Annotated in this window: 15 protein-coding genes; 12 read left to right on the top strand and 3 right to left on the bottom strand. The window is 32.8% G+C overall.

The window, feature by feature from the left end; genetic code table 11:
* Positions 1-19 precede the first annotated feature (19 nt).
* The 9 genes from Q0975_RS21445 (at position 20) to Q0975_RS21405 (ending at position 11,183) form a co-directional block, all read left to right on the top strand.
* Complete coding sequence (locus Q0975_RS21445; protein ID WP_299440455.1) at positions 20-3,394, top strand: VCBS repeat-containing protein; 3,375 nt, start codon at positions 20-22, stop codon at positions 3,392-3,394.
* 180 nt (positions 3,395-3,574) lie between these two features.
* Positions 3,575-4,114 carry an RNA polymerase sigma factor gene (locus Q0975_RS21440; protein ID WP_299440453.1) on the top strand — a complete coding sequence of 180 codons (540 nt, stop codon included), beginning with the start codon at positions 3,575-3,577 and terminating at the stop codon, positions 4,112-4,114.
* A gap of 4 nt (positions 4,115-4,118) precedes the next feature.
* Complete coding sequence (locus Q0975_RS21435) at positions 4,119-4,655, top strand: hypothetical protein (protein ID WP_299440451.1); 537 nt, start codon at positions 4,119-4,121, stop codon at positions 4,653-4,655.
* Positions 4,636-5,727 carry a hypothetical protein gene (locus Q0975_RS21430; protein ID WP_299440449.1) on the top strand — a complete coding sequence of 364 codons (1,092 nt, stop codon included), beginning with the start codon at positions 4,636-4,638 and terminating at the stop codon, positions 5,725-5,727. The genes Q0975_RS21435 and Q0975_RS21430 overlap by 20 nt, the downstream gene beginning before the upstream one ends.
* A gap of 84 nt (positions 5,728-5,811) precedes the next feature.
* Positions 5,812-6,492: a hypothetical protein gene (locus tag Q0975_RS21425; RefSeq protein WP_299440447.1), complete on the top strand. Its 681-nt coding sequence runs from the start codon at positions 5,812-5,814 to the stop codon at positions 6,490-6,492.
* Positions 6,493-6,929: 437 nt separating this feature from the next.
* Positions 6,930-9,296, top strand: a complete 2,367-nt coding sequence (locus tag Q0975_RS21420) for a TonB-dependent receptor (RefSeq protein ID WP_299440923.1) — start codon at positions 6,930-6,932, stop codon at positions 9,294-9,296.
* 4 nt (positions 9,297-9,300) lie between these two features.
* Positions 9,301-10,122: a DUF4249 family protein gene (locus tag Q0975_RS21415; protein ID WP_299440445.1), complete on the top strand. Its 822-nt coding sequence runs from the start codon at positions 9,301-9,303 to the stop codon at positions 10,120-10,122.
* A 25-nt stretch (positions 10,123-10,147) separates the two neighbouring features.
* A complete protein-coding gene (murQ, locus tag Q0975_RS21410) occupies positions 10,148-10,960 on the top strand; it encodes an N-acetylmuramic acid 6-phosphate etherase (protein WP_299440443.1) in 813 nt (270 codons plus the stop codon).
* Positions 10,950-11,183 (top strand): DUF6095 family protein, encoded by a 234-nt coding sequence (locus Q0975_RS21405; protein ID WP_299440441.1) that lies wholly within the window; start codon positions 10,950-10,952, stop codon positions 11,181-11,183. The genes murQ and Q0975_RS21405 overlap by 11 nt, the downstream gene beginning before the upstream one ends.
* A gap of 2 nt (positions 11,184-11,185) precedes the next feature.
* Here the strand turns inward: Q0975_RS21405 and Q0975_RS21400 are convergent, their stop codons facing one another.
* From Q0975_RS21400 to Q0975_RS21390, 3 genes are all read right to left on the bottom strand, one after another.
* Positions 11,186-12,250 carry a T9SS type A sorting domain-containing protein gene (locus Q0975_RS21400; RefSeq protein WP_299440439.1) on the bottom strand — a complete coding sequence of 355 codons (1,065 nt, stop codon included), beginning with the start codon at positions 12,248-12,250 and terminating at the stop codon, positions 11,186-11,188.
* Positions 12,251-12,373: 123 nt separating this feature from the next.
* Entirely contained in the window at positions 12,374-13,420 is a 1,047-nt protein-coding gene (locus tag Q0975_RS21395; RefSeq protein WP_299440437.1) for a DUF6340 family protein, read from the bottom strand.
* 121 nt (positions 13,421-13,541) lie between these two features.
* Positions 13,542-13,961 carry a hypothetical protein gene (locus tag Q0975_RS21390; RefSeq protein WP_299440435.1) on the bottom strand — a complete coding sequence of 140 codons (420 nt, stop codon included), beginning with the start codon at positions 13,959-13,961 and terminating at the stop codon, positions 13,542-13,544.
* 362 nt (positions 13,962-14,323) lie between these two features.
* Here Q0975_RS21390 and Q0975_RS21385 point away from each other — a divergent pair, with 362 nt between their 5' ends.
* From Q0975_RS21385 to Q0975_RS21375, 3 genes are read left to right on the top strand one after another with little or no spacing between them, the layout of a single operon-like run.
* Complete coding sequence (locus Q0975_RS21385) at positions 14,324-16,192, top strand: phage baseplate assembly protein V (RefSeq protein WP_299440433.1); 1,869 nt, start codon at positions 14,324-14,326, stop codon at positions 16,190-16,192.
* A gap of 2 nt (positions 16,193-16,194) precedes the next feature.
* Positions 16,195-17,043, top strand: a complete 849-nt coding sequence (locus Q0975_RS21380; RefSeq protein ID WP_299440431.1) for a hypothetical protein — start codon at positions 16,195-16,197, stop codon at positions 17,041-17,043.
* A gap of 45 nt (positions 17,044-17,088) precedes the next feature.
* Entirely contained in the window at positions 17,089-18,723 is a 1,635-nt protein-coding gene (locus tag Q0975_RS21375; RefSeq protein ID WP_299440429.1) for a PAAR-like protein, read from the top strand.
* Positions 18,724-18,744 lie beyond the last annotated feature (21 nt).

Below are 18,744 nucleotides of genomic sequence, written 5' to 3'. Positions count from 1 at the left end.
TATACACCAAAAAAAAACAATGAAATCTAACCGTTTTATATCATTCAACACCCTTATTATCATAGCATTAATTTCAGCTACCTCCTGTAAACAAAAAGATCGAGATATTATTGACAACACAAATAAACAAGGGAATTCTAAAGAAGAAAAAACTTTATTTACTCTAACAGATCCCAAAGAAACTGGTTTATATTTTGTCAATAAACTTAAAGAAAATGAAACATTTAATATTATTACCTATGAATACATCTATGGTGGTGGTGGTGTTTCTGTGGGAGATATTAATAATGACGGATTACCAGATGTTTTTCTTTCAGGAAATCTATCTGGTGGAGGACTTTTCTTAAACAAAGGTGATCTAAAATTTCAACAAATATCTAAAACTGCAGGAGTATTACATTCTGGGTTCAGCACAGGTACTTCTATGATAGACATCAATAATGATGGTTACCAAGATATATACATCTGTCGTTCTTTAGCCGGCGAACCTGAACTACGAGAAAACATTTTACTTATTAATAACCAAGATCTCACTTTTACAAATAAAGCAGCAGAATATGGACTAAATGATCAGAGCTTTTCTAACCAAGCTTCTTTTTTTGATTATGATAACGATGGTGATCTGGATATGTATCTGCTTAACCATCGCGTAGATTTTATAGATGCTCAAAGTATAAAAACGGCTAACGATAAAGAAGGTAATACAATATTATATAAAAATACCAACTATGAAAATGTTAGTGATCGATTGTATCGAAATAATGGAAATGGTACATTTTCGGAGGTTACTAAAAAAGCAGGCTTACTCAATAGGGCCTTTGGCTTAAGTGTTACTCCTACTGATATTAATAAGGATGGATGGATTGATCTATATGTAGCAAACGATTACTTGGACAAAGATCATTTTTATATCAATAATGGAGATGGTTCATTTACGGATTCTATAGATGACATGTTTTTTCACATGAGTAGAAACTCTATGGGATCAGATGTAGCGGATTTTAATAATGACGGGCATTTAGATGTGATCAATCTAGATATGATGGCAGAACATAACTATCGACAAAAACAGCTAAAAGGACAAAGTCCTTATGATATGTATCATATTGCGGTAAAAATTGGTTTAGGGCATCAAGTGATGCGTAATACATTACAACTTAATAATGGCAATGGTACCTTTAGTGAGATTGGTCAATTATCAGGTATCTCCCACACAGATTGGAGCTGGACACCTTTACTTGCGGATTACGATAATGATGGTTTTAAGGATCTCTTTATCTCCAATGGGTTTTATAGAAATATAACCGATATGGATTTCTTGAAATATGATTCTAATACAGCTATTACATCGGGAGGAGGCTCTAAAAAGTTTAATAGCATGAAACTATTAAACTTAATTTCATCAACTCCGGTCGCAAATTATATTTACAAGAACAACGGAGATCTTTCATTTTCCAAAAAATCCGTTTCCTGGGGATTTGACAAACCCTCTTTTTCCAATGGCGCAGTATACGCAGATTTGGATCAGGACGGTGACCTGGATCTGATTACTAACAATTTTAATCAAGAGGCATTTTTATACCGAAACAATAGTAGAGAACTAAAGTCTAATCATCATTATTTATCTGTTCAACTAAAGGGTAGTAAAAATAACTCATCAGGTATCGGTGCTAAAGTAACGGTAACCACCCAAGATGGGTTACAATATCAAGAATGTTCTCCCTATCGAGGATATCTTAGTTCTGGAGAATCCATATTACATTTTGGAGTAGGGTCTCACAAAAATATTACTTCAATATCCGTTGTATGGCCCAATGGGAAATATCAACAACTTAATAATATTGCTGCTAATCAACGTATTCAATTAAATATTGAAGACGCAATTAATAGAACTCCTTTAGAAAAAAGTAAAAAAACTTTACTAACAAAAACCAAAGATCTTTTTTCTCCCAGTTTTCGGCATCAGGAAAATGATTATATCGATTTTAAACATGAGCCCTTATTAGAACACAAGCTATCTAATAAAGGTCCTTTTATATCAAAAGGAGATATAAATAATGATGGACTAGAAGATGTATACATAGGCGGTGCAACAGGATATCCCGGAATTTTATATGTCCAAAACAATCAGGGAAAATTCATACAAAAGAAGATTACTGCATTTGAAACAGATAAAACCTATGAAGACGCAGAAGCGCTCTTTTTTGATGTCGATGCCGATCAAGATCTTGATTTGTTTGTAGTAAGTGGTGGCTATGCCTCAGCATCTGGTTCTTCATTATATCAAGACCGATTATACCTAAATGATGGAAAAGGTAATTTCAGTGCATCTGAAAATGCGATACCAAAGAATTTCCAAAACGGAACCTGTGTTACAGCTCATGATATTGATGGCGATGGTGATTTGGATTTATTTGTAGGCGGCGGAGCTAAACCTCTATCCTACCCGATTGGGGAGCAAAGTCAATTACTCATCAACAACAATGGAATATTTACTGATGCTTCTTCTCGATTGCCAAATAACGGAAATCTAGGAATGATCAATGATGCGCTATGGATGGATTATGACAATGATGGAAATAAAAACTTGATTCTGGCAGGAGAATGGATGCCAATCACTATTTTAAAGAATAATAATTCGAAATTCATTGAGATTACAAATAAAGCTGGGTTTTTAAAAACAGCTGGATGGTGGAATACTGTTTCCGCAGCAGATATAGATAAGGATGGTGACCTGGATTTGATTGCCGGAAACCGTGGCGAAAACTCATTTTATAAAGCTTCAGAAGATCAACCAGCCACTATTTATGTCAAAGATTTTGATCGTAATGGTCGGATTGATGCATTTCCTTTTTATTATTTCAGTGATGGAAAAAGTTATCCTAAACATGTACTAGATGAAATAGCCACGCAGTATCCAGATATCAAAAAGAAATTTAAAAGATATCATCAGTATTCGCAAGCAACGCTGGATTCCATGTTTTCTAAAAAAGAAATGGAAGGTGCTCTACAATTTTCAGCACATACATTTAGTAGTGCTCATTTTGAAAATAAAGGTGACGGAACATTTGAAGTCCACAACTTACCCAAATCAGCACAATTCTCTGAAGTTCACGGTATTTTACCGTTTGATGTTAATAAAGATGGTAACTTAGACCTTATACTTACTGGAAATAATTATCACACAGATGTCGAAATGGGTCGTAGTGACGCTAGCATAGGTGCAGTACTACTTGGAGACGGAATAGGAAATTTTGAAGCGATTTCTGCAATAGAAAGCGGCTTTTCTGTAATTGGAGATGCTCGTGAAGTCACTACACTTCAGAAAAAAGATCAAACATTAATTCTGGTAGTATGCAACGAAGGAGGATTGCAATATTTCACCTATCAGTAAATCTTAAAGTACATCTTTAAAATAAGAATATGCCTGAAAACATAATGTTTTCAGGCTTTTTTTTATTGCCTTCAATAAAAAAACATACATCCGATGCAACCCTTTACTTTTTGTTTTGTCAATAGTAATAACTAGAAAAGAAAAGTAACTTTAGAGAAACTTACAACCAAGAACTATTAATTGGAAACCAATATTCTTTATACACATAAAGACCTTGTAGAAAAAAGCAAGTCTGGTGATAGAAATTCTCAATATCAGCTATATGAGCTATATGTGAATGCGATGTATAATGTTAGTATGCGTATGATTGGTATAAAGGAAGATGCCGAGGATATAATACAAGATAGTTTTGTGGAAGCTTTCAAAAACCTTACTTCTTTTAGGTATGAGAGTACCTTTGGTTCCTGGTTAAAAAGGATAGTCATTAATAAAAGTATTAATCATTTAAAGTCAAAAAAAATACAAATTACACCTCTAGAACATCATGAATATCACATTAGAGAGGAAATAAATGAACCTGTTAATACAATAGATATAGAAAAAATTAAAAAAGGTATTAGTCTTCTTCCTCAAGGATATAAACAGATCATAAACCTATATCTAATTGAAGGGTACGATCATATTGAAATTTCGGAGATTCTAGAAATCTCTAACTCAACTTCGAAATCTCAATATCATAGAGCAAAGAAAAAACTAATTCAGATTATAAAGACACTATAACGCAATGGATGATTTTGAAAAACATATCAGAGAAAACAAACATCTCTTTGATGAACATAAAGTAGATAAGCAGAAGTTATGGCAACATATCGATTCTGAACTTAATACTACTTCTAAAGTAAAAACTGTGAAATTATGGCAATCTCCAATACTGAAAATAGCCGCTACGATTATAATTTTAATAGGGGTGTTTTCTTTGACTAACCTTTTTACAGCTTCCAATGCAGAAAATAATCTTGCAAATCAAGAATTAAAAGATATTGAAACCTATTATAAAGGATTGGTCTCATTTCAAGTTCAATTAGTAGAAAACAGCACTAAACTACTACCTGAAGAAAAAGAAGAGTTCTTATCATTCATGGATGAACTAGACAAAGAGTATGAGCTTTTAAAAGAAGAAATGAAGAAAAATCTAAACAATGAGTACATACTGGAAGCTATTGTAAGAAATTATAAAAAAAGAATAGAATTAATAGAAAATCTATTAGAATTAATCAACGATTCTAAAAAATCTAATGATAATGAAGGATATATTTTATAAACTACTGATACTGATCATTATCAGTTCTGGATATAATCTCTCCGCTCAGCAAAAGTTATCTAAAACGATTAAAAAATCGTTCGAGTTTACTAATGCAGGAGAGCTACAGTTAGAAAACAAATACGGTAATATCACAATTAATGGGTGGAATCAGAATGAAATACAGATTACTATTGATATTCTAGTCAATAAAAAAGAGAAAGCTGATGCCAAAGATCTTTTAGAAAGAATTAAACCATTCATAACCTCATCTGACGACTTCATTAATGTTTTTTCTAACATTGAAGAAAAAAACAGTGGTTTCTTTTCTAAAATACTTAATAGAGCCAATCCTTTCGGTTTTGATAAAGGAAACGTCCAGATAAATTATAATATCAACTTGCCAATTAATTCAGAAATCCAAATAACCAACAAATTTGGTGATATCATCATTAATGAATGGAATGGAAAATTAAAAACGGAGCTTCAACATGGTGATCTTTGGATTAACAATGATCTAACCAATGCTAACATCAAAATGAAATTTGGAAACCTGAGAACCAAGTCTATCACTTATGGTAATATAGAACTAAAAAATAGTGAATTTGACCTTGAAACTTCTAAAGATTTAAGAATAAATAGTAGCGGATCGACTATACATATTAAGAGTGTAGGCAATCTAGAAATATTCTCAAGTAAAGACAAAGTTACCATTGAAGATTTAAAAATAATACAAGGAGAGCTCAGGTTTTCTAATGTTAAACTAAAGCATGTAAAAGAAAACATTAATCTAATGATGGATGTCGCAGATTTAAAGATAGACAGCGTTTTAAAACCAGATGCAAACATTACCATAAATCAAAAATCTTCTGAACTAAATATCAATATCTCCAATCTAAGTTTCGATTTTGATGCTTCTCTAGAACAAGGTTTACTAAGAATTCCTAAATCATTCCGAAACATCAAAAATGAGGTTATCAATAGTGCAAAAAGGTTAAGGAATATCAAAGCAACCTACGGAAGTAATAATTCCAAAGGGAAATTTCTAATCACTGGTAAAAAAGGAGTTATTCTATTAAAAGAAGAGCAGTGATATTTTATTAGAAAAAGGAATCAAAAAAAAGCAACCTTTATCAAATTTGCTTGTCAATGCTTATAACAACAACAATCAACAATCATGAAACATCTAAAAAGAATCTTACTAACTTTATTAATCACACAGATAACCTACCAAGTAAGCGCGCAAAAATCAGAAAACAATGATTATATAGAATTTAATGACAGAAAGAATATTGTGCATGGTGTCTATTTAGGTTTTAATACAGCTTACGGTGAAATCGATGGAGAGGGTACTGGTTTATTAGGACTAAAATTAGCATATGTAGCCAACAGAAAGTTTGAGGTAGGTTTTTCCATAAAAGCATTTTATTCTGAAAACGCTTTTGAAACCACCAATTTAAATTTTTCTAGTAAAAATGACCTAGTAGGAGCTTATGCTGGAGTTCATCTAGAACCTATACTATTTAGCAAATCAAGAGTAAACCTTTCTTTTCCATTATTAATAGGTTCTGGAGCAGTAAGTTATATCGATGGTCAATTCAATGATAATAATGAATTTAATGAGGACGACTATCAATGGGATATCGTGCTTGTAGCAGAACCAGGAATAAGTTTGCTATTTAATGTATCTAGGTTTCTACAACTAGAAGCAGGCGTAAAATATAGATTCTCTAGCAAATTTAATATTCGCCCTAATGGTACGGATCGAATCAATGGATTTTCTGCAGGCTTGGGTATAAAAGTTGGCATTTTTAACTTGGGAAGAAACAGGTATAAGAAAAAAGTTCCTAAAAATTAATTAAAAATGATCGGGTTTTAAAACCAAGATTTACAAAAGGTTAGTTAAAAAACAAGAATTTAATGTATTAGTACATTATCAAAAAATACAATTAGGCACAAAAATTGTTATAACTAAATACAAGAAAGAAATGTTACTGAAGCCTCAAATGAAAACGAAAGTTATTGTAGAAACTAAAAAAATTGATACTAACTATGTATTTTCAAAAAACAACCAAGTATATCTTAAACGCAAATCCCGTGTTAAACCCGCAAATAGTAATTCTTTATACTCCGAAGAATGGTCTCCCGTTAGTTTTTGCTGGAAATCTTAATTAAAGGAACATATTAGAATATATTTATATATCAAAATCGTAACATATTTTGGATTAGTTCGTCTATTCTATTAGTGCTACAGAAAAAAACTTTCTTTTGAAAAAACATATCACTCTTAAAACAATGCTAGTAACGCTATGTTTACTAGTTCATTGCTCCCTGATAAGTCAAGAAAAATTTACGATAAATGGTACCATTTCCGAGCAATCAAGTAATGAAACACTAATTGGTGTGAATGTACTGTTTCCCGAAATTGGTAAAGGAGTCGTAACCAATGAATATGGCTTTTATTCTATTACCTTACCTGAGGGAACCTATAAACTACAGGTTAGTTACTTAGGATTTAAAGACATTATTCAGGAAATCATATTAAATGAAGATAAGAAGTTGAATTTTCAATTATTAGAAGCTTCAGAGATGTTAGACGAAGTAGTAATTACAGAAAATGTAGAAAAAGTCAACATTAAGACTCCTCAGATGAGTCTGAATAAGCTAACCGCAGGAACCATTAAACAAATACCTGTTGTATTAGGCGAAGCCGATGTCATTAAATCTATAGTACTATTACCTGGAGTAACTAGTGGTGGAGAAGGAGCTTCTGGATTTAACGTACGTGGTGGTGCAGCGGATCAAAATCTAATTTTATTAGATGAAGCTACCATCTTTAATTCTTCTCATCTTTTTGGATTCTTTTCGGTTTTTAATCCAGACGCCATCAAAGATATCAAACTATATAAAGGAGGAATTCCTGCTAAATATGGTGGTCGTGTTTCATCAGTGTTAGATATTTATCAAAAAGAAGGGAATAGTAAAGAGTATCATCTTAGTGGAGGGCTTGGACTGGTATCTAGTAGACTACTCGCGGAAGGTCCGATTGTAAAAAATAAAGGAGCTTTTCTGGTAGGTGGTCGAGCATCTTATGCACACCTTTTCCTACCTTTATTAGATGATGGCAATGACAACGTAGCCTATTTTTATGATCTCAATGCAAAATTAAATTACAAGATTAATGAGAATAACAACATATTCGTGTCCGGATATTTTGGTCGTGATGTGTTCTCAATTAGTGAAAGCTTTAGAAATACCTATGGAAATACCGTTTTAAATCTAAGATGGAATCATCTTTTTTCAGACAAACTATTCTCTAATCTATCTTTGATCTATTCAGATTATTTTTATGGATTAGAATTAGACTTTGTAGGATTTGAATGGGATTCCGGAATTAGAAATTTTAATGTAAAATATGACTTAAAACATTACCTGAGTGATAATTTTCAACTTAACTATGGTATAAATGATATTTATTATCGGTTCAATCCAGGTGAGATCAAACCAAATCGTGATGACTCCGGAATTATTCGAGACAAACTAATTGATAAATACGCTAATGAATTAGGGGTTTATATAGATGCAGAACATAAAATTTCTAATAACCTCTCTTTACAATATGGAATAAGATTGAGCAATTTTACAAGATTGGGGCAAGATGAATTGAATATCTATGAAAATGATAATCCATTATTATTTAACTCAGCATTACAGATTTATGAAGCTGCCGATCCTATAGGAACTGAAAGAATTAGTCGAAGTGATCAAATAAAAAACTTCACCAATCTTGAACCTAGACTAGCATTAGCATATGCTTTTAATGATAATACTTCTATAAAAGCCAGCTATAACAGAATGGCTCAATACCTGCATCTGTTATCCAATACCAGCTCTCCTACTCCACTAGATGTTTGGACACCAAGTGGGAAGTATGTAAAACCACAATTATTAAATCAATATGCGTTTGGGTTCTTTAAAAGTATTAATGACGATGCATATTCTGTAGAAACAGAAGTTTTTTACAAGGACATTGAAAATCGTATTGATTATATAGACGGAGCTGAGCTTATCGCTAATGATGCTATTGAACAAGAAATATTAAACGGTGAAGCCAGAGCTTATGGTTTAGAACTTTTAATCAGAAAGAATCAAGGAAAGTTTAAAGGATGGCTAGCATATACCTTATCTAAATCAGAACAACGTACACCTGGAAGAACTCCAGTCGAAACAGGTATTAACAATGGACAATGGTATAACACTCCTTATGACAAAACTCACGATATTTCTTTTAACGGAAGTTATGAATTGAATAAAAAATGGAAATTTAATGCCAATTTCTTATTTCAAACAGGACAACCGACGAATTACCCGTCCGGGCAGTTTGAATATCAAGGGTTAATAGTACCCATTTATGATGGCTTACGTAATGATCAACGTTTACCAGCTTATCATCGTATGGATATTTCTGCAACATTAACACCTAGAAAAAATAAAAATAGAAAATGGCAGGGAGAATGGGTTTTTAGTGTTTATAATCTATATAATCGTAGAAATGCCGCCTCGATTACCTTTAGTCAAAACACAGAAACTTTTGTCAATGAAGCGGTAAGGACTTCTATTTTTGGGATTGTACCTGCAGTAACCTATAATTTTAAATTTTAAAAAGATGAAAAAACTACTTTTTATCATAATCGGACTTACCATTTTTACAAGTTGTGAAGATGTTATTGATGTAGATGTTCCTAATGGAGAGCCAAGATTAGTAATAGACGCTTCTTTTGAGATTTATTTAGACGAAACTCCTGTAGATGCATTAGGTGGTGTAAAACTCACTTTATCAGCTCCTTTTTTTGATAATGATGTGCCTACGGTTAGTAATGCTACTGTATTTGTTACCAATCTTTCTGATAATTCTATTTTTAATTTTGTAGAATCATTGACAGAACCTGGGTTGTTCATTCCAGAGAATCAAAATATTATTCCTGAATTTGATACAGATTATGAACTTACTGTTATTTATGAAGGTGAAACCTATAAAGCTACAACCCAACTAATCCCAACGGTTGCTATTGACAATATAGAACAAGGAGATGGAACCTTATTTGATGGAGATGAAACCGAAGTCATTGTTTTCTTTACAGATGATGGTAATAGAGAAGATTTCTATTTATTTGATTTTGATTTCAATCTATACCTCCCAAGTGAAGATCGATTTTATCAAGGTGAAGCTTTTAACTTCTCCTACTTTTATGAAGATATGATTGGAGGTGAAGAAGTAACCATTAAAATTCTTGGAATAGATGAACGATACTTTAACTATTCGAACTTATTAATAGAACAAAGCGAACAAGAAGGAGGAAATCCTTTTCAGACACCTCCAGCACAAATAAGAGGAAATATTATCAACACCACAAATCCAGATAATTTTGCTTTAGGGTACTTTAATTTATCCGAAGCAAATCGTTTTGAATTTACTATTGAAGAGTAATCAGGAAAATCAGTATTTTTGAAGCATGGCGTTTACCAAAATAACAGAACAAGCTTCAAAATATAATCATCTGGAAAAGATGACCATTTCTGAATTATTATCTAATATTAATAAAGAAGATAAAACAGTCCCGGATGCTGTAGAAAAATCTATTCCCCAAATTGATGTATTAGTTTTTCAAATTGTTGAAAAACTAAAAAATGGAGGAAGACTTTTCTATATGGGCGCAGGAACCAGTGGTCGCTTAGGTGTTGTAGATGCTAGTGAATGCCCTCCTACTTTTGGGGTTCCTCATGAACTGGTTATTGGTTTAATTGCTGGTGGCGATCCCGCTATAAGAAAAGCTGTAGAATTTGCGGAAGATAGTACCGAACAAGGATGGAAAGATCTTGAAACTTATCAGATTTCAACAAAAGATGTTGTTATTGGTATTGCAGCTTCTGGTACAACACCTTATGTTATTGGAGCCCTAAAAAAATGTAATGAATCTAATATCATTACTGGTTGTATTACCTGTAATGAAGGAAGTCCATTAGCATTAACTGCAAAATACCCTATTGTGGTAACAGTAGGTCCGGAATTTGTTACCGGAAGTTCCCGTATGAAAGCAGGTACCGCTCAAAAATTAGTTCTGAACATGATATCAACTGCTACCATGATCCAGTTAGGGAGAGTAAAAGGTAATAAAATGGTCGATATGCAACTCAGCAATAACAAATTGGTTGATCGTGGTACACGTATGATTATGGAGGAATTAAAAATCAAAAGAACATTAGCTGCCGAGTTATTAGAAAAATATGGTAGTGTTCGCGAAGCAATAAACAATTATGGAGCCTAAGAGAACAGATAAAGAATTATTGGGTAAAGGAGTACAACGAATGGCTATTGCATTGATATGTATGTTTATTAGCCCTGTTATTATACATTCAGCATTTAAAAACCAAGATCACCCATATTATTATCCAATATTAATTGTAGGGTTGATTGGAGCTGCTTTTGCTATATTTATGGCTTTTAGAGGGTTAAGAACTATCATGGATTCTATTTTTGGAAAGAAATAGTTTTACTTTTTCACAAACTTCGTTGCACCATTATCAGTAACTAAAAAATAAATACCAGGACTTAGATTTTCTACATCTAAAGTTCCATCAGCTTTTTCTTCTTTTACCATTTTTCCAGATTGATTATACACTCTATAGCTATCACTAACAATATTTGTATCTATTGTGATTGTTTGAATAGCGGGATTAGGATATACGATGATTTTTTTAGGATTGATATTAAAATCGTTAACAGAAAGTGTTGTTGACACATTCAATTTATAAGGAAATGGATATGTTATAATAGTTCCTGTGTTCAAAACCCGAACTCTATAACCCCTTCCCGACTGTAAACTACTACTTATTACAGACGGTGCAGCCAAGGTGAAATCATGAGTAATAGTACCACTAGCGTTTATTTGTATAGAAGAACTTTGGCTAATAAATGATTGATTAGGTACATCTTCCAGTGTATATAAATCCTCTTCATCTACTTCATGAATCTGAAAACGTATTTCTCCAAAGTCAAATTCAGGTAAAGTGCTTGTATTAATTTCTGTTTTAATGATAAAATTATCATTAGTAATTACTTCTTTAGGTTTATCAACAAAAGACACATTAATTATGGAGTCAAAAATATTACCGCCAAAATCCAGTTTTTGATATTCAGGAAATGCACTCATAATACCCAAATCCTCAAAAGTATTAAAATCCTGTATAACACCTCCTTCTGCAACAACCCTGTATACTCTTCCTTCTGGTAATTCATCTGTTAAAGTAACTCCTGAAACAAGATCAATTGTTTCTGTAAATGTGCTTTGCCCTTCTCCTAAAACAAAACTAAAGGTTCCTAGTACTGTTCCAGTATAGATAGGTGAGGAAATATTTACTTCATCAATCTCTTCAATAGAAAAAAAGACATTTCCGAGAGCCTCATTATCCGGAAAATCATCTATTAATGCATCAATAAATACATCTATACTTGAAGCTCCTGATGGAATTCCGTCTACCATATAAAAAAGACTTCCATTTTGTGAAAAAATGAATTGGGATAAAATAACAAAAAGTAGTGTAAATACAGGTTTCATATTTTTGAAGATTAAAAATTTAGCAATAGCGCATCAACATATTCTATTGAGTAGATGACAAACATCGTTTGAAAAATCATATCAAAACATTAGTTTGGTAATAGATTCAAAAAGTTATAAAGTCTAATTTTCACCAACTATTTTCTGATTCTCAATTCTTTCCTTTAAATCATCTATGTACCGGAGTGCATTTTTATTTTCATAATCAGTATAAGCCTTAGTAGCCCATTCAATAGCTTTAGTATAGTCTCCTTTGATTTCATTATAAAAAGCCATGTTAAAACAAGCTTGTCCTGCAATTTCAGGATCTTGGTTAGTCGATTCTTTTTCCCACAATTCTGCAGCTCCTTCCCATTGTCCTGTTTCTACTTTCCGTTTGGCTATTTCAAAATTTGGTGTAGCTTTCACATAATAATCTCGGTACACCTTATCTTTATAAGGCAATAGCCTCAATGCGTAATCGCTCGCTATTTTTTGGCTAATCTGTAAGACAGATTGTTTTCTATTTGTTGCAGCTTCAATTGCTTTTATTGGATTAATCCCCTTACCAGTAGATTTTGTTTTTTCATTAACTGAAAGTTGATCACTTATTTTTTTACGAATAGGATCATACACACGCCAACCAGTTTTTATCTTTGTGTCGATATTCACTTTATGTTCAATTGCTGGTATTTTTATTCCTAAAGGACCATCTATCTTAGTCTCTGCAACAGTGTAAGTTGCCTTAGCGTCTGTATCATATAATGCTAAAGTAAAAATGGCATCTACGTTATTTGTTTTACAAAGATTGTCTATTTGATCCCAACTTAATGATGACGGAAAAACTCCTCCTCCTGGATTCTCCTTTAATTTAATTGGCAATATGGTTACTTCTGTAAATCTTGGATTCTTCAACAAAGCAGTTTTTAAGGCAATTAGTGCTTGCTCTGCTCCTTCTTTGTCAAGTTTTTCCCCTTCGATTGACAATATTTTATCAATCTGATCCAGTCCTGCATTTTCATCAGATGGTATGCTCCTATTAAGAATTCCGATTCTTTTTACAGTTGCATCAAGAGAAACTATTGGAGGTTTTATCACTTCAGTCTTTAATGATTTTTTACTACCGCATCCAACTATTATAGCACAAAATAAGAATATGGTGATTGCTTTGTATGTGAGTTTATGTTTCATGTGTTTCGAGAATTATAGAATGTTTAAAATAGATATAACAATCAATTATTATATATAAAGAAGAAAGAGTGATTTTCCCCAAAATCACTCTTCCATATAGATATTCTAAATAAAATTGATTCTAGTTCGTAGAGAACGCCCAAGTGTTTCCACCAATTGTAGCTCCTACTGCTAAATCCCCATCTTCTACTGAAACACCAGTTGTAGAAACACCAGAGGAAGCTGATACAAAATTTCCATTAGCTCCTGACAAAAATACAAGACCGCTCAATGAAGGAACTCCATCACTAAAACTTATGGTATAAGTATTACCTGATACAGCTATAGTAGCAGAACCACTTGTATTAATGGTTGGTCCTGAACCGTCACCAGGAGTATATACTAAGTTTCCTGTATATGATGTCAATACTGTAGTAGGTAAGGTAACAAATTGATCAACTACTGCACCATCATCATCACTACCACAAGATGTAACGAATAAAACAGATAGTATTACTGCTACTTTTCCTAAGTTTTTTAAAAAATTGTTTTGAATGTTCATTGCTTTTTAATTTTAAAATGATATTGTTAAATTGAGTATAAACTTAATGGTCTTATTATCAAGTAAGATAATCCAGTGGACATTCGAGAAGATTTTGTTGACAAACAGTCAATATGTAAGGAACAATGTAATTGTACTATATATTTTTTTATCTCGCCCACCCACAATTTTCTTTAAAGAAAAAGCCCTTATTACTTTACTTACTAGCTGTTTAAGTATAAGTGTTTTTCTATAAAACCACAAAATCCGCTACAAACATCCTTATATAATAACCATTCATCCCCATTTCCCAATTTAAGAGAGATCTTGATGTTACTTTAAGGGTGCAAATAGGATATTTCTTATCTCAATTCAACATTATTATGGCAACAGACACACAAGTACAAATATTTATAGATGGAGAAGTTATACCTGCATTCAAAAGTTTGTCCCTTCATCAGGAAATAGATTCACATCACAGTTTTGAATTAGTTTGCAGAAAGGATGTATTAGAATTAGTTACAGATGATATTTCTGGAGAAAGCATTAATTTTTTAGGAACTGTTTTTTTATTAAAAATACAGTCTGTGAATGGTTTTTCTGAAAATGAAATATTAGAGTTCAAAGGCATTGTAACTACTATAAATACCGTGAAAGGTTTCTATCAACAAACGGGAGATCTTGTACATATTATTGGAAAAAGCTGTAGTATTATTACAGATGACGGACCTCATTACACTTCACATCAAGATATTGGGATTTCAGAAATTTTGGAAAAAACCTTTACAGGATATGACAAAGGGGTTTTACAATATCACATTTCTCCAAAAAAAATTACTCCTATTCATTATAGCGTACAACAAGAAGAAAGTGCTTTTCAATATGCAAGCAGATTGGCTGCTCAATACGGAGAATGGTTTTATTACAATGGTACTCAATTAGTATTTGGAAAACCTGAGAATAAAGATCCTATAAAATTACGATACGGTTATGATTTACTTGAATTATCTATGAAAACGGAAGCGATTCCTAATAACTTCAAATATTTCACCAATGATTACCTAACAGACGGTTTTCACGAAGTAAAGACTAAGGAATTAAGCTCTAATGCTAAAGGCTTCATATCTACAATAAGTCAAAAAAGTGATAAACTGTTTCAAAAAGAAACCCAGGTATTTGTGAGTGCTTATGATGATCCACAAATGAAATCCAGGATAGATGATCAAGTATTTCATCAAAAACAAGCGAATGAAGTTAATCAGATAAAAGTAACAGGAAAAAGCAGTAACCCCAGTATCACTGTCGGAAGTACAATATTAATAGATGGAGAAACATCATCATATGGAGGTTATAGAATCACAAAAATAAAACACAGTTGTACTGAAAATGGTAGATATGAAAATACCTTTGAAGCTATTACTGCAGAAACTGATGCGTATCCCAAAACTTCTATTAAAGCATATCCTAAAGGCAAATCACAAACAGCAGTTGTAGTAGACAATGTAGATCCAGAAGGAATGGGACGTGTAAAAATACAATATGCCTGGCAAAAAGAAACAGGAGAAACCTCGCCTTGGATCCGTCAAGCAAGTTTAGCAGGTGGGCCTGGTCAAGGAATGTATTTTGTTCCAGAAAAAGGAGATGAAGTCATTGTTGATCACGAAGGAGGCAATGCAGAATTACCTATTGTCAAAGGAAGTGTAACCAATGCATCGTCTGTACCAGAAAGTTTTAAAAGTGGTAATAATCACTTAAAAGCTATCAAAACCCGAAGTGGTAATCAAGTAACACTTAACGATGCTGATGGCAGTGTTACCATTGCAGATCCAAGTGGGAACACAATTGTTATGGGCGGTAATGGAGAAATTACGATCAATGCGCCTAATAAGATCACCTTTTCCTCTACAGATATTGCTATAGAAGCAAGTAACGATCTGACTGTTAATGCTGGAAATAATATTAGCTCAACAGCTGCGAAAGATATAAGTTCTAGTGCAGGGACCAATTTTAGTATGGATGCAGGTAGTGATGTAAAGGCTAAGGCCGGTTCTAAAGTTTCTATAAATGGATCTAAAAGTGTTTCCGTATTTGGTAAACGAATCTCTATTACTGGGGCAGTGATGACCAATATACAAAGTGGTGCTATTCTGACCGTTATTACAGCAGGTGTTCTAAATTTAACTGGGGCGGCGACCAGTTTAATTAATGGCGCCAAAGTAAAAGTATTAGGAGGTAAAGTCAACATTAATTAAATATGAATACAATTCAAAAACAAGATATTGAGTTTCTTAAGAAGGAATATTCTGTAGCATATGAAATAGATACTTTTAGGTATATAAAATCTACCGAAGAACCTATCGAAAATAGAATTAGATGTAAAGTCAAAAAATCATTTATCAGAAAAGACTCCATTGGTTATCTTTTTTCTGTAGAAGTTCTTAATAGAACTCAAAGTAACAAAGAGGATATTCTGGATATAGAAGATCAACTTACTAATTTGCAAAAAAAATTGATTCTCTATACCGATGAACATGGTGATATCATTTCTATTGTTAACCGTGGAGAAATTTCTGAAGAGTGGGATGACAATAAGAATACTTTTAAAAAGACCTACAAAGACAGTCTGGAGAATGTGGATGGATTTATAGAAGGTGTAGACGCTATAATTAATGACCATATAGAGTTTTTAAATCTAGTAAAGAAATCTGAGGTTGCTACTTTACTATTCCCTCCAATATACAAGCAAAATTTATTGTCTCAAGAATCCGTCAAACAACAAAAAGTAATATATGATTTTTTTGACACCACTGCATTGCCTTTTCGAATGAATACTAAGGTTGTGGCTATAAATGAAGAAACTCAAGGTTATCAGGTAATCAGATCAGGAGGCATTGATACTCCTAAGTTTGATGAAGAGAGTGCATCCTCATTGATAAGCAACCTTTTTGATGTTCATAAATACAATATAAAAATAGAAAGTGATTATTTAGAAGCGTTAGATTTAAATAACGATGATATTATAGAAGAAGCTACTATGCTATTAAACGTTGAAGTACCTGGAATCTATAGTTACAGGCAGATTAGCAAATTAAAAACTACATAAATATATCTTCAATCTTCATAATCAAAAACAAAGGAGTTAGAAATAATGGTAGAAAAACGAATATCATACGAAGGTTTTCAAATTAAATGTGATAAGTGTCCAGGAGAACTTCTTTCTATGAAATCCACAACTAAAACAGTAACTATTGGTGGAAAGTCAATAGTGACTAAAATGGATAAAATTACTGGTGTTAACATTCCTCTATTCTCTAAATGCTCCGGTACATTAACAAAAACCTGTACTCCGGCTCTTACTGAATGGATTGACACTGCAGAACCTACCGTTAATTCTGAAAAGTTTATCCCTTTAGTAGAACATAGTGAACTTATTTGTACTGCGGGAGGAGGTTTTGTAGGTTTTGAACCAGAACCTGCTAAATCTGAAATTATGGGTCCTAAAAAACCCAATATGGTAGATAAAGCAAAGGCAAAAATAAATGGAGCTGCTAATAAAGTCGCCAACATGGCAAAAAATGCAACAGAAGGTATTTCAACAGAAATCGGAACAGCACTGGATGGTTTAAAGCCAATAGGCCAAATGTTTGATACTCCAGCTATGCAAAATATGATTACCGGAGCAAAAGGAATTCTTGATCAAGCTAATCTCTCTAAGGGACAAATCGATCAGCAACTGGCATCTTTAGAACAGAAAGTACCAGAACTTAAATCACAAATTTCCGATACGATTAACGGAATTGAAATTCCTAGTCTAGACGATGCTGGAATTTTTGATATTGCTACAACCGGTATGGCTGCAGAAGAACAAGCTTTTGTAGGACAAGGAATCCAAGATTCAATTAATGCGTTGGAAGGTCATTTTAATACAGAAATTAATACTGCAAGTCTTATCAACCTCGATGAGGATGCTAATGGCGGAATAGGCATTCCCAGTATATCAAATAAAGGTCCACTTGAAAATTGGTTAGATCAGAAAAAAATTGAACAAGAAAATCTAGAAAACATCGCCGATACAGAATACAGCAATATGACCGAACAGGTGACTACAATAAATAAAGATGCTAATTTTGATGATGGAGAGGATAGTAAAAAAGCATTATCTCTATTATATAGTCTATATATTCCATCTCAAGCTGGACCTACTCCTATTCCCGGTAAAGGAGAAGTATCCAAAATCTTAATGAATAAGACTAAAGATAAAGCGCAAGGTGCTATTGACAAAAACGTTATCCGTTCTAAAGCGAAAGTAAATTCAAAAATTCAAAATGAGTTTGATGAGAAATTACAAAAACTAGGATACGATAAAGCGCAAAAGAAAATCGACAAAGCCCAAGCAGAATCTGCAGATTTACAAAAAGATATGGATAAAGCCGAAAAATATCTGGGAAGAATGGATGATTTTGGTGGATACATTGATAGCCTAAAGGAAAAATACGTTGGCAAAATCGGTGGTAAATATAATGACGCTATAGCAAAAGCAGGACAAAACTTAGGATTGCTCAATGTATCTATGGATGGTATGAGTTTTATTGCTGACGGTTTACCTCCTGGTGATGTGGTAACCAACGTAAAGCCAAAGAAACCGAAGAAACCAAAGAAGAAAGATGAAGATGGAGATGATGAGAGCAAAGATGGAGAAAATGGAACTGTAGGAACTGGTAAAGGAACAGGAGATAATAATGACGATGATAAGAAATATACATTAAGAGCCTATTGGGAATAAATATTCATATGAATTAACAAA

Source organism: uncultured Aquimarina sp., assembly GCF_947500065.1.
Taxonomy (GTDB): Bacteria; Bacteroidota; Bacteroidia; order Flavobacteriales; family Flavobacteriaceae; genus Aquimarina.
This window is presented reverse-complemented; position numbering and strand designations above follow the sequence as displayed.